At 59.6% G+C, this 21,068-nt stretch carries 14 protein-coding genes, 1 tRNA gene and 1 pseudogene; 8 read left to right on the top strand and 8 right to left on the bottom strand.

The genetic code is table 11. The features are described from left to right. Window positions 1-8 precede the first annotated feature (8 nt). The gene (locus AC4BBN_RS18875; protein ID WP_490593541.1) at window positions 9-707 is read left to right on the top strand and encodes an HAD family hydrolase; all 699 of its coding nucleotides are present in this window, start codon (window positions 9-11) and stop codon (window positions 705-707) included. Window positions 708-788: 81 nt separating this feature from the next. Here AC4BBN_RS18875 and AC4BBN_RS18870 read toward each other — a convergent pair. The 5 genes and pseudogenes from AC4BBN_RS18870 to AC4BBN_RS18850 all read right to left on the bottom strand — a co-directional run. After that, window positions 789-1,472: pseudogene (locus tag AC4BBN_RS18870) on the bottom strand (phage baseplate assembly protein V); the annotation flags it as partial. Between the two features lie 165 nt (window positions 1,473-1,637). After that, complete coding sequence (locus AC4BBN_RS18865; protein WP_490593540.1) at window positions 1,638-2,462, bottom strand: hypothetical protein; 825 nt, start codon at window positions 2,460-2,462, stop codon at window positions 1,638-1,640. 153 nt (window positions 2,463-2,615) lie between these two features. After that, the gene (locus AC4BBN_RS18860; protein ID WP_490593539.1) at window positions 2,616-3,464 is read right to left on the bottom strand and encodes a hypothetical protein; all 849 of its coding nucleotides are present in this window, start codon (window positions 3,462-3,464) and stop codon (window positions 2,616-2,618) included. Continuing rightward, a complete protein-coding gene (locus AC4BBN_RS18855) occupies window positions 3,461-6,130 on the bottom strand; it encodes a hypothetical protein (RefSeq protein ID WP_490593538.1) in 2,670 nt (889 codons plus the stop codon). Before AC4BBN_RS18855 ends, AC4BBN_RS18860 begins: the two co-directional genes overlap by 4 nt. 4 nt (window positions 6,131-6,134) lie before the next feature. Continuing rightward, entirely contained in the window at window positions 6,135-9,185 is a 3,051-nt protein-coding gene (locus tag AC4BBN_RS18850) for a type VI secretion system Vgr family protein (RefSeq protein ID WP_490593537.1), read from the bottom strand. Window positions 9,186-9,486: 301 nt separating this feature from the next. On the opposite strand from AC4BBN_RS18850, the gene AC4BBN_RS18845 reads away from it, so the two are divergent. Continuing rightward, on the top strand, window positions 9,487-9,954 hold the full coding sequence (locus tag AC4BBN_RS18845; protein WP_490593536.1) for a PA2169 family four-helix-bundle protein: 468 nt from the start codon (window positions 9,487-9,489) through the stop codon (window positions 9,952-9,954). On the opposite strand, the gene hpnE is transcribed toward AC4BBN_RS18845, so the two are convergent. From hpnE to hpnC, 3 genes are read right to left on the bottom strand one after another with little or no spacing between them, the layout of a single operon-like run. Next, entirely contained in the window at window positions 9,951-11,216 is a 1,266-nt protein-coding gene (gene hpnE / locus AC4BBN_RS18840) for a hydroxysqualene dehydroxylase HpnE (RefSeq protein ID WP_490593535.1), read from the bottom strand. The genes AC4BBN_RS18845 and hpnE overlap by 4 nt on opposite strands. Further along, window positions 11,213-12,052, bottom strand: a complete 840-nt coding sequence (gene hpnD, locus AC4BBN_RS18835) for a presqualene diphosphate synthase HpnD (protein WP_490593534.1) — start codon at window positions 12,050-12,052, stop codon at window positions 11,213-11,215. Before hpnD ends, hpnE begins: the two co-directional genes overlap by 4 nt. A 16-nt stretch (window positions 12,053-12,068) precedes the next feature. Continuing rightward, window positions 12,069-12,935, bottom strand: a complete 867-nt coding sequence (gene hpnC / locus AC4BBN_RS18830) for a squalene synthase HpnC (protein WP_490593533.1) — start codon at window positions 12,933-12,935, stop codon at window positions 12,069-12,071. A gap of 96 nt (window positions 12,936-13,031) precedes the next feature. Between hpnC and AC4BBN_RS18825 the strand changes: the two genes are divergently transcribed. From AC4BBN_RS18825 to clpX, 6 genes are all read left to right on the top strand, one after another. Continuing rightward, on the top strand, window positions 13,032-14,213 hold the full coding sequence (locus AC4BBN_RS18825; protein WP_490593532.1) for an efflux RND transporter periplasmic adaptor subunit: 1,182 nt from the start codon (window positions 13,032-13,034) through the stop codon (window positions 14,211-14,213). Between the two features lie 8 nt (window positions 14,214-14,221). Beyond that, window positions 14,222-17,413, top strand: a complete 3,192-nt coding sequence (locus AC4BBN_RS18820) for an efflux RND transporter permease subunit (protein WP_490593531.1) — start codon at window positions 14,222-14,224, stop codon at window positions 17,411-17,413. A gap of 143 nt (window positions 17,414-17,556) precedes the next feature. Beyond that, window positions 17,557-17,643, top strand: a tRNA-Leu gene (locus AC4BBN_RS18815). 23 nt (window positions 17,644-17,666) lie between these two features. After that, a complete protein-coding gene (gene tig / locus AC4BBN_RS18810) occupies window positions 17,667-18,977 on the top strand; it encodes a trigger factor (RefSeq protein ID WP_490593530.1) in 1,311 nt (436 codons plus the stop codon). A gap of 90 nt (window positions 18,978-19,067) precedes the next feature. Then, window positions 19,068-19,688 (top strand): ATP-dependent Clp endopeptidase proteolytic subunit ClpP, encoded by a 621-nt coding sequence (clpP, locus tag AC4BBN_RS18805; RefSeq protein ID WP_490593529.1) that lies wholly within the window; start codon window positions 19,068-19,070, stop codon window positions 19,686-19,688. A 103-nt stretch (window positions 19,689-19,791) separates the two neighbouring features. Then, window positions 19,792-21,057 (top strand): ATP-dependent Clp protease ATP-binding subunit ClpX, encoded by a 1,266-nt coding sequence (clpX, locus tag AC4BBN_RS18800; protein WP_490593528.1) that lies wholly within the window; start codon window positions 19,792-19,794, stop codon window positions 21,055-21,057. Window positions 21,058-21,068: the final 11 nt, after the last annotated feature.

Genomic DNA, 21,068 nt, shown 5'->3' with positions numbered 1-21,068 from the left:
GCGTACCTATGTTGGACCTCACCAAAATCAAAGCCATATCCCTGGACCTGGATGACACGCTGTGGCCGGTCTGGCCGGCCATCCACCGGGCCGAAGCCGAGCTGCTGCAGTGGCTGCACGACCACGCACCGGCCACCGCCCGCCGCTATGACAGCACCGAGGCCCTGCGCGCCGTGCGCGAGCAACTGGAGCGTGAGCGCCCCGACCTGCGGCACGACCTGAGCGCCATGCGCCGCGAGTCCATCCGTCTGGCGCTGCGCGAGTCCGGGGACGACGGCGCTTTGGCCGAACCGGCGTTTGAAGTTTTCTTCGCCGCGCGCCAACGGGTGGACTTGTATGAAGACGCCTTGCCCGCGCTGGAACAACTGGCGGCGCGCTTCCCCTTGGTCGCGCTGAGCAACGGCAACGCCGATGTGCACCGCGTGGGCATTGGCGGGCATTTCTCGGCCTCGTTCAGCGCCCATTTGTTTGGCGTGGCCAAGCCAGACCCGCGCATCTTCCACGCCGCCGCGCAGGCCGTGGGCGTGGCGCCGCACGAGGTGCTGCACGTGGGCGACGATGCCTTGCTGGACGTGGTGGCCGCCGTAGATGCCGGCATGCAAGCCGTCTGGCTGAACCGCCATGGCCACGCCTGGGCGCACGCCACCGAGCCGCACCTGACCGTGGCGGACCTGGGCGCGTTGAGCGCGCTGTGGGTTACGCAATAACCCAGCGGTCGGTAGCGGCGCGGATGTGGCTGCGCATGGCGGCTTCGGCGGCCAGCTGGCAAGATTCAAGCTGCGCCAACAGTCAAACACCAGCTGGTTGTAGCCGCTGGCGCCATATTCCTTGCTGCGGATACCCCAGTGGGCTGTGGCATTGCGCTGGCTGTTAGCGGCAGCACCATGCCAGACGGGGCTGTGTCCGCCCGAGCCGGAACCCACCAGGTTGCCCTGGCCGCTGTAGCGGGTGTCGCTGGCGGCGTCGAAGACGCTGGTGTCTGCATCGGCATCCTGGGCACCGCCGGGGGTGGGCAGTACCCCGCCTTCGCCCTGGCCGTTGTAGAGGGCTGCCACGGCGATGGGGCGGTCGATGTCGCCTTCCAGAAACTGCACTTGCACCTCTTGGCCGATGCGGGGGATGAACTGCACGCCCATGCCGGCACCACTTCCTCCGCCCGCACTGCGCTGCAGCACGCGGACCCAGCAGGTGCTGGCGTCGTCACTCGCGTCATCACTCCCCTGGCCCTGCCAGTGGAAGCGGATGCGGATGCGCCCCAGGCGGTCGGTGAAAGTCTCGTCGGCGCCACTGGGCACCGTCTCGCCCTGGGCTCCGATGACGATGGCCGTCTGGCTACCCCAGGCGGTAGGGCGTGGGTTCAGCCGCAGGCCGGTGCCATCGGCCAGCACCGGGCGCCAGGGCTGCTGGGCGGGGATGGCCTCGAAGCGGTTGGCGTAGCCCAGCTTCTGGGCCTGGGCGATGAGGGCGGAGATGGGGATCAATTCAACACTGGTGCTATGGAGTTCATAGCTGCTTGCGCAGTTACTACCTGCGCTGGAGGCTGATTCGGCTTGTAATTCTTGGGATGCCTGCGCGGATAGCTGTTGCAGCAGCTCGCCTAATGATTGGCGTGTAGAGCCCACGTTATGGGCTTGGCCTTATGGGCCCAAACGAATGGAGTCGAGAACTTTCAGGTACTGGTCTACATATTTATTTGTGTAGGTTTTAGGGTTTACGTCATCGAAGCAAGTGAGGGCGTCTGCGGACCTATTTTTATTGCCGTGTATGGAGTAGATGCAGACGGAGTAAGGATTTTTTGTGCCCTTGTAGTACGAAACAGCGCGTGCCACGAGCATTTGAGTGCCTTGATTGTCTTTCTGAATGACAGGAAAACTAGTGGGTATAGACCATCGACCTTTGGGGGTCAACATGCGATCCATAAATAAGCCTCTTTCATCAATATCTAATTGGCCGCTCTGAGCCAAACTTTCTTCGAAACTTTGATGATCATGAATATAGAAATTCACATAATTAAAATGCTCGTTAAATGTGTATCCCTTTGTGTATAAAGGTACGACTGGTTGCATATATTGCATGGCTTTGACTGGTGCATCTGACGCTGCAAACCCAAATATAGGGTGAGGAGCATCGTTAGGCTGCCTCTCCACGTGATTTGGATTTTTGCTAATCCAACAGTTGGGGGCGTCAATGTCGGGGTCACTGGTTTTGGGGATCACTATACGCATAGCGCATGCTGAATCATCTATTTCCATTGATAGAAAAGTATCAGGCGATTTGCCGACTTTCTTTTTTGTGTCGGAGGTGTTTTGGCTATTTTTAGAAATTAACTGATCGGCTGCAAAAGCTGTATTTAGCAGCAAGAAAAGTATTATAAAAATATGCGCATAGTAGCATTTTTTAATTTTTGTTTCTCGCTTCCCTTTCGATTTTCTACGCCACCGCATTCCTCCTATTTCCCTCATATTCGTCACATGTATATTGATTGAGTGTGCTGTACTCTGCAGAAAGTCGGTTTCGCGGTACTACATGCAGTAGCTGCGCTGGGGGGGGCTCGGTAGCGACTCCTTGCTATGGAAAAAATGTCGTTGGCTATGGCCCACTTAATAGACCGGCCCTTATGGCCCCATGCGAATGGAGTCGAGAACTTTCAGATACTGGTCTACGTATTGATTTGTGTAGGTTTTAGGGTTTACGTCATCGAAGCAAACGAGAGCTTCAGCAGAGCGATTGACGTTGCCATGTAAAGAATAGATGCATACTGCATAACTTGTACCTGCTTTCAACTGAAAACGAGACACTGCACGAGCGATTATCAGCTGAGTGCCTTCATTATTCTTCTGGATGATAGGCAGACGAATTGGCAACGACCATTGTCCTTTTGGGCTAAGACGGCCATTCATGAACAGGCCTTTTTCATCGGCCCGAAGTTGACCACTTTGAAGTAGGCTTTCCTCAAAGCTCTGGTTGTCGTGAATGAAGAAATCAGTGGCCGCAAAATGTTCAGTTGCTGTATACCCCTTTGTGTATAAGGGGTGTATCGGCTGTACATATCCAACACCTAGAGATGGATTCAAAGAAGCGGCAAGTCCAAATACATTATCCGGTTGGTTTTTACCCCGAGTCCAGCAGGCCGGACCTCCAAACTCTGGATCATTAGTTTTGGGTACAACGATACGCATCCTGCATTCGCTATCCGCTACTTCCATCTTGAAAAATGGTCCTGAAACTTCATATATAGGTAGCGTGGGTGCTGGTGAACGATCAATGAGAATTTTGCCGTTAGCAATTAATGCCAATTTGGCTGTGACATAAGAGTTGTCAGTATTGGCTTGCCGCCGTATCGAAGCGTCGGATACATCCAGATTATTCGGACTGTATTTTTTGGGTGGTATATTTGCAGCAAAGGCGGTTTCTAGTAAGCTCAGCATTGCAAGCGTAAATATATACACAGAGATATTATTCATTTCTTTGTGCCCCTCCGTCCGGTTGACTTTGGGTCACCTACATCTATTTTCTTTTTTTCATACTCATCAGAAGTATCTTGGTTCAATGGACTGTACTCCGTCGGCAGTTTTCCTACTTGGTCACCCAGTGCATGCAGTGCGTGTATAAAGAATGTCTTGCGGTTTGGTAGATGGTTTATGGCTCCATTCACCGCCCTAGTGACCGCCTCTACATTGCTAGGTGCTATTCCTTGGTCTCCCGCTTGACAAGTTCTTGGGCGATAGTATGAGTAGTACCAACCTGCGCTGTCGCATGCTTCGAAAGCGTTGGTGGAGATTAGTTCCTGATTGGGTACAGCCGTATAATTTTTTGTTTTTCGGAATTTGGAGTATTCGTCGTACTTTTCTAGCCCTGTAATTTGGATTAGCCCACGTCCACGGAAGTTAACTGCATTTTCATTGCTGCCATTATTTCCATTTTTATTGGCGTAGTTAAGAGCCAAAAGATAAGCGTCTGATCCGTCTTCGGTGACATCCTTAAATAGTCCTGTTTCTTGTGTGATTTGTGCCCAAAGATGCGATTTGCGCTGCTGTGTGTCGATGCCGTATTTGATACACATCCAATTGATATTGATCCATGCATTTGCGGGCATCCATTGCCGCATACTTTCACCCATTCCGCGTGGAACGATGTCATTTCCCTTTAGCAAACGTTCGCGTAATTTTTGGTAGTCAATTTCCACATTAGATTTGTTCCCTTTTTCGTCCAAACTTACATGGAATAGAGGCGTCAACTGCACCATTTCATCCAAAGTTAACCAATTAGCCTTGCGGAATTGTTTTATGAACTGCAGTGGGTGGAAATACCACAGCGTCGAGCTGTTTACCCCATGCCCGGCCAGCGCCGCTTTAGCTTGTCCCCAAAACTGAAACTTCTGAATGAAAGTTTTGAACTCTGCATAATCTGTGGGCTTGTTGCTGAAAACCTTGCCCGGCTTTTGTAGACCGTCATATCGCGCCGCGTTATAGCTATCGTCCCATTCGCTAGGAGCTTGGCAAATTAGGTAGCGCAAGCGGCGGCGCATTTCAGGGTTGGCCTTGAGGTAGCGGGCTAATTCATCGGGGCTGGTCGTGCCGTCTTTGTTTGCATCTGCGGCGGCGATAAGGTCACTCAATATTTGTACGTCAACCGTACCATCGCCCGCGTGAGCTGCACTTTCTTTTAGCCGAGCCCAGCCTTTGAAATGAGGAAAGTCGGCATCTGAGTACTTCAGCACCTTAGCCTGTGCTAAATCGATGTAGCCCATCTGGTCTTTGCTCGCTCCGAACGGCATAGCCAGCCAACAATCTGCCTGACCCGCAGCAGCAGCGTCTACACCGACCACTCGCCCGAATCGCATCAGGTCCGAGCCAGCGCTTGGACTGTCGGGGTACATGCGCTTGGCGCGCTGGTAAAGGTCGTATTCATAGTCAGTCATCTTGAATGACTGGTTCCCATCCAAAAGCGGCACGTATTGCTTGCGTGTACCAACTTTTTCTTCTTTTAGTACGCGGTAAAAACGACTACCTTGGTGGTACCACATTTCTACTACGAGAGCTGTATCGTTTACTCCGGCCTGTTGCTTCGGGAAGAAGACGGAGCGCAGACTTTTTGCATCGAAATAGTTACCGGTGGGTTGGGACTCTGTTTTGGTGACTTGTTTGGTCACTTCTTTCCCTTTCACCACGGTAGTTTTGCTCTCGGTTACCTTGACTTTTTCGACCTCCTCTTTGATGGAGTCTGCATCTTTCGAGATGAAGCCATGCACTGCTCTTGTAGGGCTATCCACAAAGCTAGTTTGGGCAGGAATATAGAAGTACAACTTCCCCCAGGGGAGGCGATCAGAAGATTTGCCTTGGGCTACTAGCTTCTCTGTATCGCTGAGCTTTTGCATTTGTTCGTCAGTGGCAAAGACCTCGCAATGCACTTGTGTGTGACCATACATCTTGCCTGGATAACCCACGATTTCTCTTCGGTAAACACGCGGGGCGGTTTTCGGATCAGCAAAGGTTTGCAGTACGTCCGGTATGGGTTCTATCAATGGACGGATAAATGGTCGATCTTTGTGCGACAAGATGCCAGCTTGCCGTTCACCCGTTTGGTTGCGCAAGTGCATGTAGAGTGAAAAATAGCTGAACTGAATGGGTTCTAGCTTTGCGGGCTGGTCTTTTGTGGCCGGTATTAATCGCGCACCAATTTCTGTGTCGTGCCGAAGAAGCACAAAACCGTTGTCGCACTCTTTGTCTGCTTTGTCTTTGATGGCGGTTTTGGGGTACAGCGCAGCAACCACCACGCCGTCAGCAATGGCATGTATTGCTTCCAGCGTGTTGTCCAGACCCAAATGGATTCCCGCGTGCCAACGTTTGTCTGCACTTATGGGAAACACGCCATGCGAGGCCTCCCGCTCCGCTGCGTCGGCATCTACTTTGTTCAGAGGTGTAACTGGTAACACTACTGGCGTCGGTTGATCTATCAGCTCTTTTTCAAAAATGGAATCGTCGGTTTCAGTCTGTTTGCCAGGCTCGGCTTCCACGCGTTGGTGAGACTGGTCCTGTTTTGGCAAGGCATGCGGTTTCCATGCTGCATCGGGTGCGAATGGATCATTGGCCGTGCTTGCTAACGGCAATAGGGGATAAGAAATTAGCATGGCCTTATTCGGAAAATGGATTGCTGCCGGGTAAATCCAGCTCGCCTTTAGGCATAACCGGCAAGGCATAACTCACCCTTCCCGGCCCCTCAAACACCTTCTCAGAAGCATGCACCGTGATCTGCCCCGGCGCAGTCGTAGTGATATTGCCGCCCTCAATCGTGATGCTCGCCCCGCCTGCTGTGGCGATGCGAATTCGCTTGGCCGCTGCCCAGTCGATGTGGGCGTTGGCACTCATGACATCGACACGTCCCTTGGCCTGGACTTTGAGTTCTCCTGCCTGGGCCTGGAGGTCGATGTCGTCCTTGGCTGCGATGAGCTGCAGGCCGGTGTTGGCTATTCCTGCCTTCACCGCCCCGGCCAGTACGCCGATGGCCTGGCCGGTGTGGATTCTCAGCTGGCCGCCACTGGCGAATTGGCTGTCTTGGCCGCTCATCAGACTGGTGGTTTCGCCGTTGTTGAGTTGGATGTTTTGCCCCGCCACTACGCCCAGTCCGCCCTTGGCGGAAATGCTTAGTAACGCGTCGGTGCTGTGGGGGAGTTTGCCGTCGCTGGCCTGGGTGCTTTTGGCGGCGGCGTCGCTTTGTGCCTGGGCCAGGGTGCTCGGGTCCAGCATGCCGCTGGTGGCGGTGTACAGGGCTTGCAGCGGTGCGGCTTGGTCGTTGAGTGCGCTGGCTTGGGCTTTGACGCTGCCGATGTGGCTGGCCAGGGCGACTGTCTGGTGGGTGGTGGCGGCCTGGCTAAAGGACGCGGCCAGGGTGCTGGCTTGTTTGAGCAGGGCCATGCCCGCGCTGTTGTCGCCGGCCGGGTCGCGGCTGCTGGCGCTGTGCTGCAGGCTGTAGCTGCTGATGAGCAGGCCGGCTCCGGCGCGGATGGCGCCATAGGCATCGGTACGCAGCTCGGTACCGGTGCCGCGCAGGCTGCCCCGGAAGTTGTCTGCGGTGTGTAGCAAATGGCCCAGGTTGAGCTCGGTGGCGGACTGGGTGGTTTTGAGCTGGATGCGGTTTTGGCTGTCTGTATCGTCAAACACCAGCTGGTTGTAGCCGGTGGCGCCATATTCCTTGCTGCGGATGCCCCATTGGGCTGTGGCATTGCGCTGGCTGTTAGCGGCAGCACCATGCCAGACGGGGCTGTGTCCCCCCGAGCCCGAGCCGACCAGGTTGCCCTGGCCGCTGTAGCGGGTGTCGCTGGCGGCGCCAAACACGCGGGTGTCTGCATCGGCATCCTGGGCACCACCGGGGGTGGGCAGTACCCCGCCTTCACCTTGGCCGTTGTAGAGGGCTGCCACGGCGATCGGGCGGTCGATGTCGCCCTCCAGAAACTGCACCTGCACCTCTTGGCCGATGCGGGGGATGAACTGCACGCCCATGCCGGCACCACTTCCTCCGCCCGCACTGCGCTGTAGTACGCGGACCCAGCAGGTGCGGGTGCTGTCGTCACTATCGCCGCCTGCACTATCACTCCCCTGGCCCTGCCAGTGGAAGCGGATGCGGATGCGCCCCAGGCGGTCGGTAAAGGTTTCATCGGCGCCACTGGGCACCGTCTCGCCCTGGGCGCCGATGACGATGGCGGTCTGGCTGCCCCAGGCCGTGGGGCGCGGGTTCAGCCGCAGGCCGGTGCCATCGGCCAGCACCGGGCGCCAGGGCTGCTGGGCGGGGAGGGCCTCGAAGCGGTTGGCGTAGCCCAGCTTTTGCGCCTGGGCGATGAGGGCGGAGGTGGGGATCAACTCGGCATGGGTGGGCGAGCGGGTGCTATGGAGTTCATAGCTGCTTGCGCAGGTGCTATCTGCGCTGGAGGCCGATTTTTCTTGAATCGATAGTTGCTGCAGCAAGTCGTCCAGCAGCTGGGGCACCGGCCCAAACAGCTCGGCCAGGGCTTCCTGCGCGGGGCGGGGCAGGTTGTTGATGCCGATGCTGGTGACGCCTAGCACCAGCAGCTCGGGCTCTGGGTTGCTGCCGTCGTTGCTTGCGTTGTTGTCCGTGCTGGCGATCTGGCGCGGGCTGCCCACCAGTGTGAAGCGGGTGCCCGGGCGCAGGGTGCGCACGGTGCTGCGACCCTGCCAGCGGCTGCGCTGGCTGTGGTGCGCCTGGGCGATGCGGTCAGCAGCGGCACGGGCCTGGGTCCCGTCGGCAAAGGCGTAGATGCCGGGGCTGTCATAGCTCTCCAGCTGGGGGGCGTTGGGGCCACCGCTGAACGGCACGTTGCTGGGGAAGATGGGGATGCTGACGCTGCTGGAGGCCTTGGCTTTGTAGTCAAAGCTTTGCAGGCTGAGGCGGGCCGGGGGCAGGCTGCTGCTGTGCACCAGGGCCTGGATGGCGTCTTGCTCCTCCAGCGCGCTGGCGCCGTGGAAGCGGATGCCAGCACCGCCCAGGGCGTGGGCGCTGGTGGCGTCTTCGGGGCAGGCACTGGTTTGGCTGGAGTCGGCGAACAGCACCAGCTGGTGGCCGCTGGGGGCGGAGCTACTTTCTTCGCATTCTTCGATGCGCCAACCCAGGCCTTCTTCGGCCAGCAGGCGGGAGACAAAGGCCAGGTCGGTCTCGCGGTACTGCACGCAGTAGCTGCGGGGTGGGGCGTTGCGCAGAAAGGGGCCGACCTCGTCGCTCCAGCGCCAGGCGGCTACGGCCTGGTAGCTTTGGAATACGGCGTCCACGATCTGGATGGTGGACATGTCTTGCCAGACCCGGCTGGTGCGCGACTGGCCCAAGAGCCAGATCCAGGGCGCCACGCGCAGGTGGTAGCGGGCCAGGCCGCCGTAGCTGCCCAGCTGGGCGGCTTGCACTACCAGGCCGGTGAAGGGGGTGCGGCTGCCGTCGGACAGGCTGATCTGCAGGCTGGCGCGCTGGCCCAGCAGCTGCTCTGGGGCGATGGTGGCCTGGGTGCTCAGGGCGATGATGTCGCGGCTGCCTACGCTGTGCAGCGATTCGCTGGCCGCAAAGGCTTCTACCAGCAGGTTGGGAGCCTTACTAGAGGCGGCTTCTGGCGCACCCAGCGTCAACTCGTACAAGCGGCTCGTGCTGGTGAATGCTTGGAGCAGGGCAGTCAAATCGATGGACATGGGGTGGGTGTGCGGTGGCAAGGGACCTTGGGGAGGGCCGCAGTTTGCCGCGAAATGGGGCGCCATCTGGTGCGTCCAGGCAATTTACGAAAGCAGCTGTAACCGGATGTCCCTAAAAAGGGGGAGGTCTGCGCTGGAGTGCTTTCGTTGCATGAGGAGGGTAGTCGCCCCCCTGGGATGCGGGGCATCCTCCTACGGGCAGGCACCGGTATGGCTGACGTTCATCGGCTGCCAGCAGGTCCAAGATGGACTCCATGGGCCAAGCCGGTCCTATGTGTTCCATTTCCCCAAGGAGTCCCATATGCAAACCACATCCGATATCGATCAAGCCGTGGTCGCCACGCTTAACGAGCTGCTGGAGACTTGCCGCGACGGCGAGTATGGCTTCAACGCCTGTGCCAGCCGCACGTCCAACCCAGAGCTGAAGGCTATTTTTGAGCAGCGTTCTAAAGAATGCACATCTGCGGCGCTGGAGCTTTATGCGCATGTGCTGGACCTCGGTGGCAAGCCTGAAGAAGGCGGTACCACCGGTGGGGCCGTGCAGCGCGGCTGGGCCGCTGTGCGAGGCCTGCTCAGCGGCAATAGCGACTACGCGATCCTGGACGAATGCGAGCGCGGCGAGGACATGGCCTTGGCGCACTACCGCAAGGCGGCCAAGCATGTGCTGCCGAACGAAGTGCGCGCAGTGGTAGAGCGCCAGCTGCAGGGCACCCAGGCCAACCACGACCAGATCAAGGCCCTGCGCGACCAGTGCAAGGAACGCGCTTAGTACCTGAGGGACTGCGCAGCCGCCACGCCGCTGCGCACCGCACCTTCTAGCGTTGCGGGGTAGGGCCCGTCCACATAGTCGCCGCAGACGTCCAGGCCCGGTGCTATGTGCTGCGCCGGGCGTTGCAGGCCCGGCGTACAGGCGAAGGTGGCGCGCTTTTCCACCACGGTGCGCAGGGGCCGCAGATCGTTCACCCCCAGCTGCGCCTTGCCCTGGGCAATGACCGCATCCTCCAGCGCTTGCCGGTCACCCTGGCTGGCGCTGGCCACAAAGGCCAGCAGGCCGGCAGGGCCACCGAGCTGGCCACGGTCAAACACAAACTGGGCCGGGTTTGACGAATCGCCGCGCAGCGACAGCATGGGTTGGGCTAGCCGCGTGCCGCTATGGGCGTAGACGGTGGCTATCGCCTCGAATTGCAGGGCCTGGGTGTGATGCAGCCAGGCCTCTGCCGCTGTACCCGCGACACCGCTGGCCGCGACCAAGCGTGCCGCCTCCCAGGGCGGGCAGGCGAGTAGCAGGTGGTCGAAGGCTTCTCCATCGACTAGCCATTGGTGGCCGTGGGGATTAATGTGGTGCACGCGCTGCCCGGTTTTAACGCTGGCGCCATGCCGCTGCAGCCAGTCCACGGCGGGCAGAGGGAACAGGGCGCCCAGGTTCACCCGGGGCAGCAGCAGGTTCGATCCACCCGGCGCACCAAACAGCGAATCCTGGATCACGCGCAGAAACACCTGGCCGCTGGATTGCACAGCCGGGGTGTTCAGCGCGGCCACGCACAGCGGCTCGATCAGCTCGGCCGTGACGCGCGGTGTGAGTGGGGCGCACAGGTCGGCCACCGACTGTTCTGCCCTACAGCGGAAGCCGGCCAGCTGCCAGCCCACTGCAGTACGCAGCAGCGCCGCCTTGTCGGCCCAGCCCCAGCCGCGCGCACGCAGGATGCCCGCCATGGCGTCGAAGGGTGCGGGCAGGCTGGGCAGGCGCAGGCCCTTGCCGTCGGGGAACAGCAGGGTCAGCGGCAGGCGCAGCAGGGCTTTGTCAGCATCTACGCCCACGGTCTGCATCAGCCGCAGGGTCTCGGTATAGGCGCCGATGAGGATGTGCTGGCCGTTGTCCAGGCCATCCGGGTTTTCGGTGTCAAAAAGGGCTCTGGCGCGCCCACCTAGTGCGCGAGATGCTTCAAAAACTGTAGCGAGGTGGCCCGCTTGTGTGGCGGTGACGGCGGCGGCCAGGCCGGCCCAGCCAGCACCGATCACCGCGACTTTCATAACTTGTTAAGGGCTTGGACTTTCCATGCCAGCCAGAGTTTGCGCAGAGGCGTGAGGCTGACGCGCTGGTGCAGCACCTGGAAGTTGTCGGCCTCGATCTCGCGCAGCAGGGTGCGGTAGATGCTGGCCATCATCAGGCCAGGCTTCTGCGCGCGGCGGTCGGCGGCGGGCAGCATGGCGAGGGCTTGCTCGTACAGGCCGTGGGCGCGTTCGGCCTGGAAGCGCATCAGGGCGACGAAGCGGTCTGAATAGGTGCGCTTGAGGATTTCGTGTGCCTTCACGTCGAACTGCTGCAGCTCGTTCACCGGCAGGTAGATGCGGCCCATGAGCGCGTCTTCACCCACGTCGCGGATGATGTTGGTCATCTGGAAGGCCAGGCCCAGGGTGTGGGCGTACTGGGTGGTGGCGGGGTCGGTTTGGCCGAAGATTTGCGCCGACACCTCACCCACCACGCCGGCCACCAGGTGGCAGTAGCGCTGCAGGCCGGGGAAGTCCAGGTAGCGGGTCTGCTCCAGGTCCATTTGGCAGCCGTCGATGATGGCGTGCAAGTGGCGCGGTTCGATCTTGAACTCGGCCGCCAGCGGCATCAGGGCTTGCATCACCGGGTGGGTGGGCTTGCCGGCAAAGGCGCTGCTCACTTCGGTCTGCCACCAGGCCAGCTTGGTGGCGGCGACGCCGGGGTCGGTGGTTTCGTCGACCACATCATCGACCTCGCGGCAGAAGGCATAGAAAGCGGTGATGGCGGCCCGCCGCTGCTTGGGCAGAAACAGGAAGGCGTAATAGAAGCTGCTGCCGGACGACGCAGCCTTATTTTGTACGTATTGCTCGGGGGTCATAGATTGGGGCTGATTGTCACATCCAAACCGCGCGCCAGAGCATCAGCGGTACGTCCCAGCCGCTGACTTTGGGCCGGGTGTGGCGGGTGGCGAAACCCAGGGCCTCGATTTTGTCCAGGATGCGCAGGCCGCCTTGCACCACCAGGCGCAGCTCCCAGCCGGCGCGGCCGGGCACGCGGTGCACCAGTGGTGTGCCGCTGGCCATCAGGGCGCGGGCCCAGGCCACGTTCTCGGCAGTCAGGGCGGTGAGCGCCGGGCTTTGCGGGTTTTGCTGCAGGGCTTGCGCGTCCACACCGTGGTGCAGGCTGCGGTCTTGTGGCAGGTAGTAGCGGCCGCGTGGTAGGTCCAGGCTCAGGTCCTGCCAGAAGTTGATCAGCTGCAGGGCGTTGCAGATGGCATCGCTGTGCTGCAGGGACGTGGCATCGTCCACACCATAAAGATGCAGCAGCAGGCGGCCTACCGGCGCGGCGGAGCGCTGGCAGTAGTCCAGCAGCTCGGCGCGGTCGGCGTAGCCGGCCTGGTCGCGGGTTTTGATGACGTCCTGGGTGAAGGCGCTGAGCAGGTCGGCCAGCAGCTGCTCGGGCAGGGCAAATTGCGCCATGGCGGCTTGCAGCGGCACAAACACCCGTTGCCAGCGTTGCGAGGGCGCGCGGCCCGCTGCTACGGCGGCTAGATCGGCACGGTAGGCGGCCAGGTCGTCCAGGCGCTGCGGTGGCGGGGCCGTGCCTTCATCGGCAATGTCGTCGGCAGTGCGGGCGAACCAGTAGATCGCCGCGATGGGCGGGCGCAGCCGGGCCGGGCACAGGATGGATGCTACGGGGAAGTTTTCGTAGTGGCTGGTGGTTTGTGGGGTAGCATTTTGGGATGGGTCTAGGGCTTTCACGGCCCGGATTGTCGCTTGACATGCCTGGCCCATTCTCATAAATTACTAACCAACCAGTCAGTAATTTAATCTCCCGCAGTTTTCAGTAGGTTTGTCATGCCCCAGCATTCTTCTTCGCCGCGTGGTTTGCGTCCGTCGCTCCGTATGGGCGCCATCTGGGTCGCTGTGGCCCTGCTGGCGGCCGCTTGCTCCAAGCACGAGTCGGCGCCCGAGCCGGTGCGCGCCGTCAAGGTGATGACGGTGGCGCTGGGCGACATGGGCGCCCAGTTTGAATTTGCGGGCGAGGTGCGGCCGCAGGTGGAGTCGGCACTGGGCTTTCGGGTGGCTGGCAAGATTCTGCAGCGCCAGGCCGAACTGGGCCAGCGCGTGAAGGTGGGCCAGGTGCTGGCCCAACTGGACCCGCAGGACTACAAGCTGGCGACCGATGCCGCCCGCGCCCAGGTGGCTGCGGCGGTGACCAACCGAGACCTGGCCAATGCCGACTACAAGCGCTACAAGGAGCTGAAGGACCAGAACTTCATCAGCAGCGCCGAGCTGGAGCGGCGCGACAGCACGCTAAAAGCCGCCCAGGCGCAGGTGGATCAGGCCCAGGCGCAGCTGTCTTCCCAGGGCAACCAGGCGGCCTACACCCGCCTGGTGTCGGATGTGGCCGGTGTGGTGACGGCCGTGTCTGCCGAGCCCGGCCAGGTGGTGGCCGGCGGTGCGCCGGTGCTGAAGGTGGCCCGGGATGGCGCGCGCGACGTGGTGTTTTCGGTGCCGGAAGACCGGGTGGCCAGCGTCAAGCTGGGCTCGGCCGTGGAGGTGCGGGTCTGGTCGTCAGACGCCAAGTTGACCGGTACGGTGCGTGAGGTTGCGGCCAGTGCCGATCCGGCCACCCGGACCTTCCTGGTCAAGGTGGCTATCGATGCGCAGACGGCGCCTCCCCTGGGTACCACGGTATCGGTGGTGCTGGCATCGCTGACCCGTGGTGGTGTGCCGGTCATCAAGCTGCCCACCAGCGCCCTCAAGCAGGAAGCCAATGGCAGCACGGCGGTCTGGGTGCTGGATACCGCCAGCATGACGGTGAAGTCGCAGCCGGTGGTGGTGGCCACGGCCGACGGTAACGAGGTGGTGCTGGCCAGCGGCCTGGCGCCGGGCATGCAGGTGGTGACGGCCGGCGTGCATGTGCTGGCCCCGGGGCAGAAGGTTTCGGTTTATATGCAAAAACAGCCCACAGCGCAGATAGCACCTGCGGCAGCTGCTATGCATTCTGCAGCGCCAGCCTCGACCGCCCAGTGAGTTTCTAGATGACGCAGCCGAACAACTCCGCCCAGGCCAAGCCGGGCTTCAATCTTTCCAAATGGGCGCTGGAGCACCCGGCCCTGACCCGTTACCTGATCGTCGTGTTGATGCTCATGGGCGGTATCTCCTACTTCCAGCTGGGCCAGGACGAAGACCCGCCGTTCACCTTCCGTGCCATGGCGATACGCGCCTACTGGCCCGGGGCAACCACCCAGCAGGTGGCCGAGCAGGTGACCGATAAGCTAGAGCGCACCCTGCAAGAGGTGGCCTATGCCGACAAGATTCAAAGCTATTCCAAGCCCGGTGAGTCGCAGATCATCTTTTATGTGAAGGACTCGATTCGCGGCAGCGACGTGTCCAACAGCTGGTACGAGGTGCGCAAGAAGATTGGCGATATGCGCTACACCCTGCCATCCGGTGTGCAGGGGCCGTTTTTCAACGACGATTTCGGCGATGTGTATGGTGTGATTTACGCGCTGGAGTCCGATGGTTTCAGCAATGCCGAGGTCAAGGTGTTTGCCGACGATGTGCGCCAGCAGCTGCTGCGCGTGAAGGATGTGGCCAAGGTGGACCTGTTTGGCGTGCAGGACGAGAAGGTCTACATCGAGGTGTCGCACAAGCGTCTGGCCCAACTGGGCTTGGACCGGAACCAGGTGTTGGCGCAGCTGGGCCAGCAGAACGAGGTGGAGAGTGCCGGCACGGTGCAGACCCCGCTGGATGTGGTGCAGGTGCGCGTTGCAGGGCAGTTCGACTCGCTGGAGCAGCTGCGCGCCATGCCCATCCGCAGTGCGGCGTCTGCGGGCCGCCAGTTCCGCCTGGGCGATCTTGCCTCTGTCAGCCGTGGCTATATAGATCCGCCCAGCGTCAAGGTGCGCCACCAGGGTAAGGATGTGGTTACCGTGGGCGTCTCTATGGCCAAGGGCGGCGACATCATTGCGTTGGGCAAGGCGCTGGACGTGGCGGTGAAGAAAATTGGCCAGGGCCTGCCCGCCGGCGTGGCACTGGCCCAGGTGCAAGACCAGCCCAAGACGGTGAGCACCTCGGTCAACGAGTTCATCCATGTGCTGGTTGAGGCCGTGGTGATCGTGCTGCTGGTCAGCTTCATCAGCCTGGGGTTGCATAAGCGCCCGGGTAAAAATCCTTTTTGGCGCAGCTACACCCTGGACGTGCGACCAGGCCTGGTGGTGGCCATCACCATCCCGCTGGTGTTGGGGGTGACCTTTCTGGGCATGTGGTACTGGGGCATCGGCCTGCACAAGATTTCGCTGGGCTCGCTGATCATTGCGCTGGGCCTGCTGGTGGACGACGCCATCATTGCAGTGGAGATGATGGTGCGCAAAATGGAGGAGGGCTACGACAAAGTGCGCGCTGCCACCTTCGCCTACGAGATCACCGCCATGCCCATGCTGACCGGCACGCTGATCACCGCTGTGGGCTTTCTGCCGATTGGCATCGCCAAGTCCACTACGGGCGAGTACACCTTTGCCATTTTTGCGGTGACCGTGCTGGCGCTATTGATCAGCTGGGTGGTGTCGGTGTATTTTGTGCCGTACCTGGGCGTTCTGCTGCTCAAGGCGCCACCCCATGCGAAGACTTCGGAGCCAGATGCGCAAGCCCATGGCCATGAGACATTCAATTCGCCGTTCTATAACCGCTTCCGCCGCCTGGTGCACTGGTGTGTGCTGCACCGCTGGCTGACTATTGGCGCTACCTTGCTGATTTTCGCCCTGGGCATCGTGGGCATGGGCCGGGTGCAGCAGCAGTTCTTCCCGGACTCCAGTCGCCCCGAGATCTTGGTGGACATCTGGTTTCCCGAAGGAACTTCTTTTGCCGCCAACGAGGCCACCACTAAGAAGCTGGAAGCCCGGCTGCTGCAGGAGCCGGGTGTGAGCACCGTCACCGAATGGATAGGTTCAGGCTTGCCCCGCTTCTTCCTTCCCTTGGACCAGATATTTCCGCAGACCAATGTGACGCAGTTCATTGTCATGTCCAAGGATCTGCAACAGCGCGAGATTCTGCGCACCAAGCTGCCGGCGCTGTTGGCCACCGAGTTTCCTGAGGTCCGTGGCCGGGCCAAGCTCTTGTCCACGGGGCCGCCGGTGCCGTATCCGGTGCAGTTCCGCGTGGTGGGCACGGACCCCAAGGTCTTGCGCTTGCGCGCCGACGAGGTCAAGGACGTGATGCGCCAGAGCGCCAACACCCGTGGGGTGAATGACAACTGGAACGAGTCGGTCAAGGTCATGCGCCTGGAGATTGACCAGACCAAGGCCCTGGCGCTGGGGGTGAATAGCCAGGCGATTGCCCAGGCGGCCAAGACCATTTTGAGCGGTACCACGGTAGGCCAGTTCCGAGAGAGCGACAAATTGATCGACATCGTGCTGCGCCAGCCGCTGGATGAGCGCAGCGTCATCACCGATATCGGCAACGCCTATTTGCCCACCGCGACGGGCCAGTCCATCCCCTTATTGCAGGTGGCCCATCCAGTGTTCGACTGGGAGCCGGGCGTCATGTGGCGCCAAAACCGCGACTTTGCCATCACCGTGCAGGCCGATATTCCAGAGGGTTTGCAAGGTGCGACCGTGACCAATGAGCTGCTGCCAGCTTTGAAAAAGCTGGAAGCCCAATGGGCCGCCAAGGGGCTGACCGCTTACCGGGTGGAGGTGGCCGGTGCGGTGGAGGAGAGCAGCAAGGGTTCCGATTCCATCGTGGCGGGTATCCCCGTCATGCTGTTCCTGACCTTTACCCTGCTGATGCTGCAGCTGCAAAGCTTTAGCCGCGCCATGCTGGTGTTTTTGACCGGCCCGCTGGGTATTGCGGGCGTAGCGGCTGCCTTGTTGGCGCTGGGCCGTCCTTTTGGCTTTGTGGCCTTGCTGGGCGTGATCGCACTGATGGGCATGATCCAGCGCAATTCGGTGATCTTGATCGACCAGATCGAGCATGAGCGGGCGCGTGGTGTGCCGACCTGGGACGCGATCGTCGAGTCTGCTGTGGGGCGCTTGCGGCCGATTGTGCTGACCGCTGCGGCGGCGGTGCTGGCCATGATTCCGCTGTCGCGGTCGGTGTTCTGGGGGCCTATGGCGGTGGCCATCATGGGCGGGCTGATCGTGGCGACGGTGCTGACATTGCTCTCTTTGCCCGCCATGTATGCGGCGTGGTTTCGCGTCAAGTTGCCAGCTGCCGAGCAGGGGAAGGTCTGAATGGCCGATACAGCAGATTCGCGTGTGCGCTAAAAACCGGGTTTGAAGCGCGCTAAAATAGAGGGCTGACCGATTTCCAACAGACGGTTTTCTACGGTGTGCAGTTGAGCGTTCCGCTGAGTCGTCTGTTTAGTTCTGTATTTGCGCGGGTGGCGAAATTGGTAGACGCACCAGGTTTAGGTCCTGACGCCAGCAATGGTGTGGGGGTTCGAGTCCCCCCCCGCGCACCACACTTTTTTATACGAGACCCCAGATGGCAGTTACTGTTGAAACCCTAGAAAAGCTGGAACGTAAGATTACGTTGTCCCTGCCAGTGGAAGTGATCCAGAACGAAGTAGCTACCCGTCTCAAGAAGATGGCGCGCACTGTCAAGATGGACGGCTTCCGTCCAGGCAAAGTGCCCATGAACGTGGTGGCACAGCGCTATGGTTACTCCGTGCATTACGAAGTGATGAACGACAAGGTGGGCGAGGCTTTTGCTGTTGCTGCCAATGAGGCCAAGCTGCGTGTGGCCGGCCAGCCCCGCATCAGCGAAAACGAACAATCCCCCGAAGGTCAAATGGCTTTTGACGCCATCTTCGAAGTGTTCCCTGAAGTCAAGATCGGTGATCTGGCGACGGCCCAGGTGGAAAAGGTTTCCGCCGTAGTGGACGACGGTGCGATTGACAAGACGGTTGAAATTCTGCGTAAGCAGCGTCGTACCTTCGCTCAGCGCGCTGTTGATGCGCCCGCTGAAGATGGTGACCGTGTGACCGTTGACTTCGAGGGCAAGATCGATGGTGAAACCTTCCAGGGCGGCAAGGCTGAAGCCTTCCAATTTCTGGTTGGCGAAGGCCAGATGCTGAAGGAATTCGAAGATGCCGTGCGCGGCATGAAAGCCGGTGAAAGCCGCACCTTTCCCCTGGCATTCCCTTCGGACTACCACGGTAAAGATGTGGCCGGTAAGCAAGCTGACTTCATGGTCACTGTCAACAAGATTGAAGCTGCCCATCTGCCAGAAGTGAATGAAGCTTTGGCTAAGTCGCTGGGTATTGCCGACGCCACCGTCGAAGGTCTGCGTGCCGATATCCGCAAGAACCTGGAACGCGAAGTCAAATTCCGCGTGTTGGCACGTAACAAGCAAGCCGTGATGGATGCGCTGATTGCCAAGGCTGAACTCGATCTGCCAAACGCCAGCGTGCAGTCGGAACTGAATCGCATGATTGAGTCCGCCCGTGCTGATTTGAAGCAGCGCGGCATCAAGGATGCCGACAAGGCGCCAATTCCCGATGACGTGTTCCGTCCCCAGGCAGAGCGCCGTGTGCGCTTGGGCCTGGTGGTTGCTGAACTGGTTCGTAGCAATGCTTTGCAAGCCACGACCGAGCAAATCAAGGCCCATATCGAAGAGCTGGCTTCCAGCTACGAGAAGCCAGCCGATGTGGTGCGTTGGTACTACAGCGACAACCAGCGCCTGGCCGAAGTTGAAGCCATCGTGATTGAAAGCAATGTGACCGACTTCGTTCTGGGCAAGGCCCAGGTCGTTGACAAGGCAGTTGCATTTGACGAGCTGATGGGTCAGAACTAGTCTGCTGCCGGATTTGGTACAAAGAGGGCTTGTGTTTCTGGCGCAAGCCCTTATTTATTTGTAATGGCTCTTCAATAAGGTAAATACACCATGTTCATCCGTAATAGCACACAGGAAATTCAAGGCCTTGGCATGGTGCCCATGGTCATCGAGCAGTCGGGACGTGGTGAGCGTTCGTACGATATCTATTCGCGCCTGCTCAAGGAGCGCGTGATTTTCCTGGTCGGTCCGGTCAATGACCAGACCGCCAATCTGGTGGTGGCGCAGCTGCTGTTCTTGGAAAGCGAAAATCCCGACAAGGACATCTCTTTCTACATCAACTCGCCTGGTGGTTCGGTCACGGCCGGTATGGCGATTTACGACACGATGCAGTTCATCAAGCCTGACGTCTCCACCTTGTGCGTAGGCATGGCGGCCAGTATGGGCGCATTCTTGTTGGCCGCTGGTGCCAAGGGTAAGCGTTTTTCCCTGCCCAATTCGCGTGTGATGATTCATCAGCCTTCGGGTGGCGCGCAAGGTCAGGCAACGGATATTGAGATCCATGCGCGTGACATTTTGAAAACGCGTGACCAGTTGAACCGTATCCTGGCTGAACGCACGGGCCAGCCCATCGAGAAGATCGAGCGTGATACAGAGCGTGACTACTTCATGTTTGCCGATGAAGCCAAGACCTATGGTTTGGTGGACGAGGTCATCAGCAAGCGGCCCTGAGCGTAAAACAAGAGGCTCTGCGGCCCCGAACGGCGTTTTCTGGAAAAGAAAGCGCCGTTTTTATTTGGTTATCATTCAGTAACGACTGAAAAGGCATCTCTCCATGGCCGAAAAAAAAGGCTCCTCCAGCGAAAAAACTCTGTACTGCTCCTTCTGCGGCAAAAGCCAGCATGAAGTGAAAAAGCTGATCGCAGGACCGTCGGTATTCATTTGTGATGAATGTATCGACCTGTGCAACGACATCATCCGTGATGAGCTGCCAGCCGGGACCGAGTCCCGCGAGGCAGGAGCTGCCCTGCCTACGCCGCTGGATATCAAGAATAACCTCGACAATTACGTCATTGGCCAGAACGTTGCCAAGCGGACGTTGGCCGTGGCGGTCTACAACCACTACAAGCGCTTGCGCCACAAGGAAAGCGCCAAGAAGGACGATGTCGAGCTGGCCAAGAGCAATATTCTTCTGATTGGACCCACGGGTTCCGGGAAGACCTTGCTGGCGCAAACGTTGGCACGCATGCTAGACGTGCCTTTTGTGATGGCCGACGCGACCACTCTGACGGAAGCCGGCTATGTGGGCGAAGACGTCGAAAACATCGTGGCCAAGCTTCTGCAAAGCTGTAATTACGAAGTTGAGCGCGCCCAGCGCGGCATTGTGTACATCGACGAAATCGACAAGATTTCGCGCAAATCGGACAACCCCTCTATCACCCGTGACGTCTCGGGCGAAGGCGTGCAGCAGGCGTTGCTGAAACTCATCGAAGGCACGATGGCCAGCGTGCCGCCGCAGGGCGGGCGCAAACACCCCAATCAGGACTTTTTACAGGTCGATACGACCAATATTCTGTTTATTCTGGGTGGTGCTTTCTCGGGGCTTGAAAAGGTGATTGGCAACCGTACCGAATCCTCGGGTATCGGCTTTGGCGCTTCAGTCAAAAGCAAGGAGCAACGCAGCCTGACCGAGGTGTTCCGCGAAGTGGAACCTGAGGACTTGATCAAGTTCGGTTTGATTCCCGAACTGGTCGGACGTATGCCGGTGGTGGCCACCCTGGCGGAACTTAGTGAAGATGCGCTGGTTCAGATCTTGACGGAACCCAAGAACGCCCTGGTAAAGCAGTACAGCAAGCTGCTGGCCATGGAGGGTGTGGATTTGGAAATTCGCCCATCGGCCTTGAAGGCCATTGCCAAGAAGGCCCTGGCTCGTAAGACGGGGGCGCGTGGTTTGCGCTCGATACTGGAGCAGTCGCTCATCGATACGATGTTTGATTTGCCCACCAACCACAATGTGGACAAGGTTGTTGTGGATGAATCCACAATTGACGAGAGTAAGCCGCCGCTCCTGGTGTACCGCGAAGCCGCGAAAAAGGCCTGAGACGAAACACT

The organism is Rhodoferax sp. SPJ21 (genome assembly GCF_058216335.1).
The sequence above is the reverse complement of the archived record's forward strand: the minus strand, read 5'-3'. Positions and strand labels throughout refer to the sequence as shown.

Bases quoted from the DNA above. Each gene is read 5' to 3' on its own strand.
- AC4BBN_RS18820 (WP_490593531.1), top strand. From the start codon at position 14,222: ATGACGCAGCCGAACAACTCCGCCCAGGCCAAGCCGGGCTTCAATCTT.
- clpP (WP_490593529.1), top strand. From the start codon at position 19,068: ATGTTCATCCGTAATAGCACACAGGAAATTCAAGGCCTTGGCATGGTG.
- AC4BBN_RS18850 (WP_490593537.1), bottom strand. From the start codon at position 9,185: ATGTCCATCGATTTGACTGCCCTGCTCCAAGCATTCACCAGCACGAGC.
- AC4BBN_RS18825 (WP_490593532.1), top strand. From the start codon at position 13,032: ATGCCCCAGCATTCTTCTTCGCCGCGTGGTTTGCGTCCGTCGCTCCGT.
- clpX (WP_490593528.1), top strand. From the start codon at position 19,792: ATGGCCGAAAAAAAAGGCTCCTCCAGCGAAAAAACTCTGTACTGCTCC.
- AC4BBN_RS18860 (WP_490593539.1), bottom strand. From the start codon at position 3,464: ATGAATAATATCTCTGTGTATATATTTACGCTTGCAATGCTGAGCTTA.
- hpnE (WP_490593535.1), bottom strand. From the start codon at position 11,216: ATGAAAGTCGCGGTGATCGGTGCTGGCTGGGCCGGCCTGGCCGCCGCC.
- AC4BBN_RS18865 (WP_490593540.1), bottom strand. From the start codon at position 2,462: ATGAGGGAAATAGGAGGAATGCGGTGGCGTAGAAAATCGAAAGGGAAG.
- AC4BBN_RS18875 (WP_490593541.1), top strand. From the start codon at position 9: ATGTTGGACCTCACCAAAATCAAAGCCATATCCCTGGACCTGGATGAC.
- tig (WP_490593530.1), top strand. From the start codon at position 17,667: ATGGCAGTTACTGTTGAAACCCTAGAAAAGCTGGAACGTAAGATTACG.
- AC4BBN_RS18855 (WP_490593538.1), bottom strand. From the start codon at position 6,130: ATGCTAATTTCTTATCCCCTATTGCCGTTAGCAAGCACGGCCAATGAT.
- hpnD (WP_490593534.1), bottom strand. From the start codon at position 12,052: ATGACCCCCGAGCAATACGTACAAAATAAGGCTGCGTCGTCCGGCAGC.
- AC4BBN_RS18845 (WP_490593536.1), top strand. From the start codon at position 9,487: ATGCAAACCACATCCGATATCGATCAAGCCGTGGTCGCCACGCTTAAC.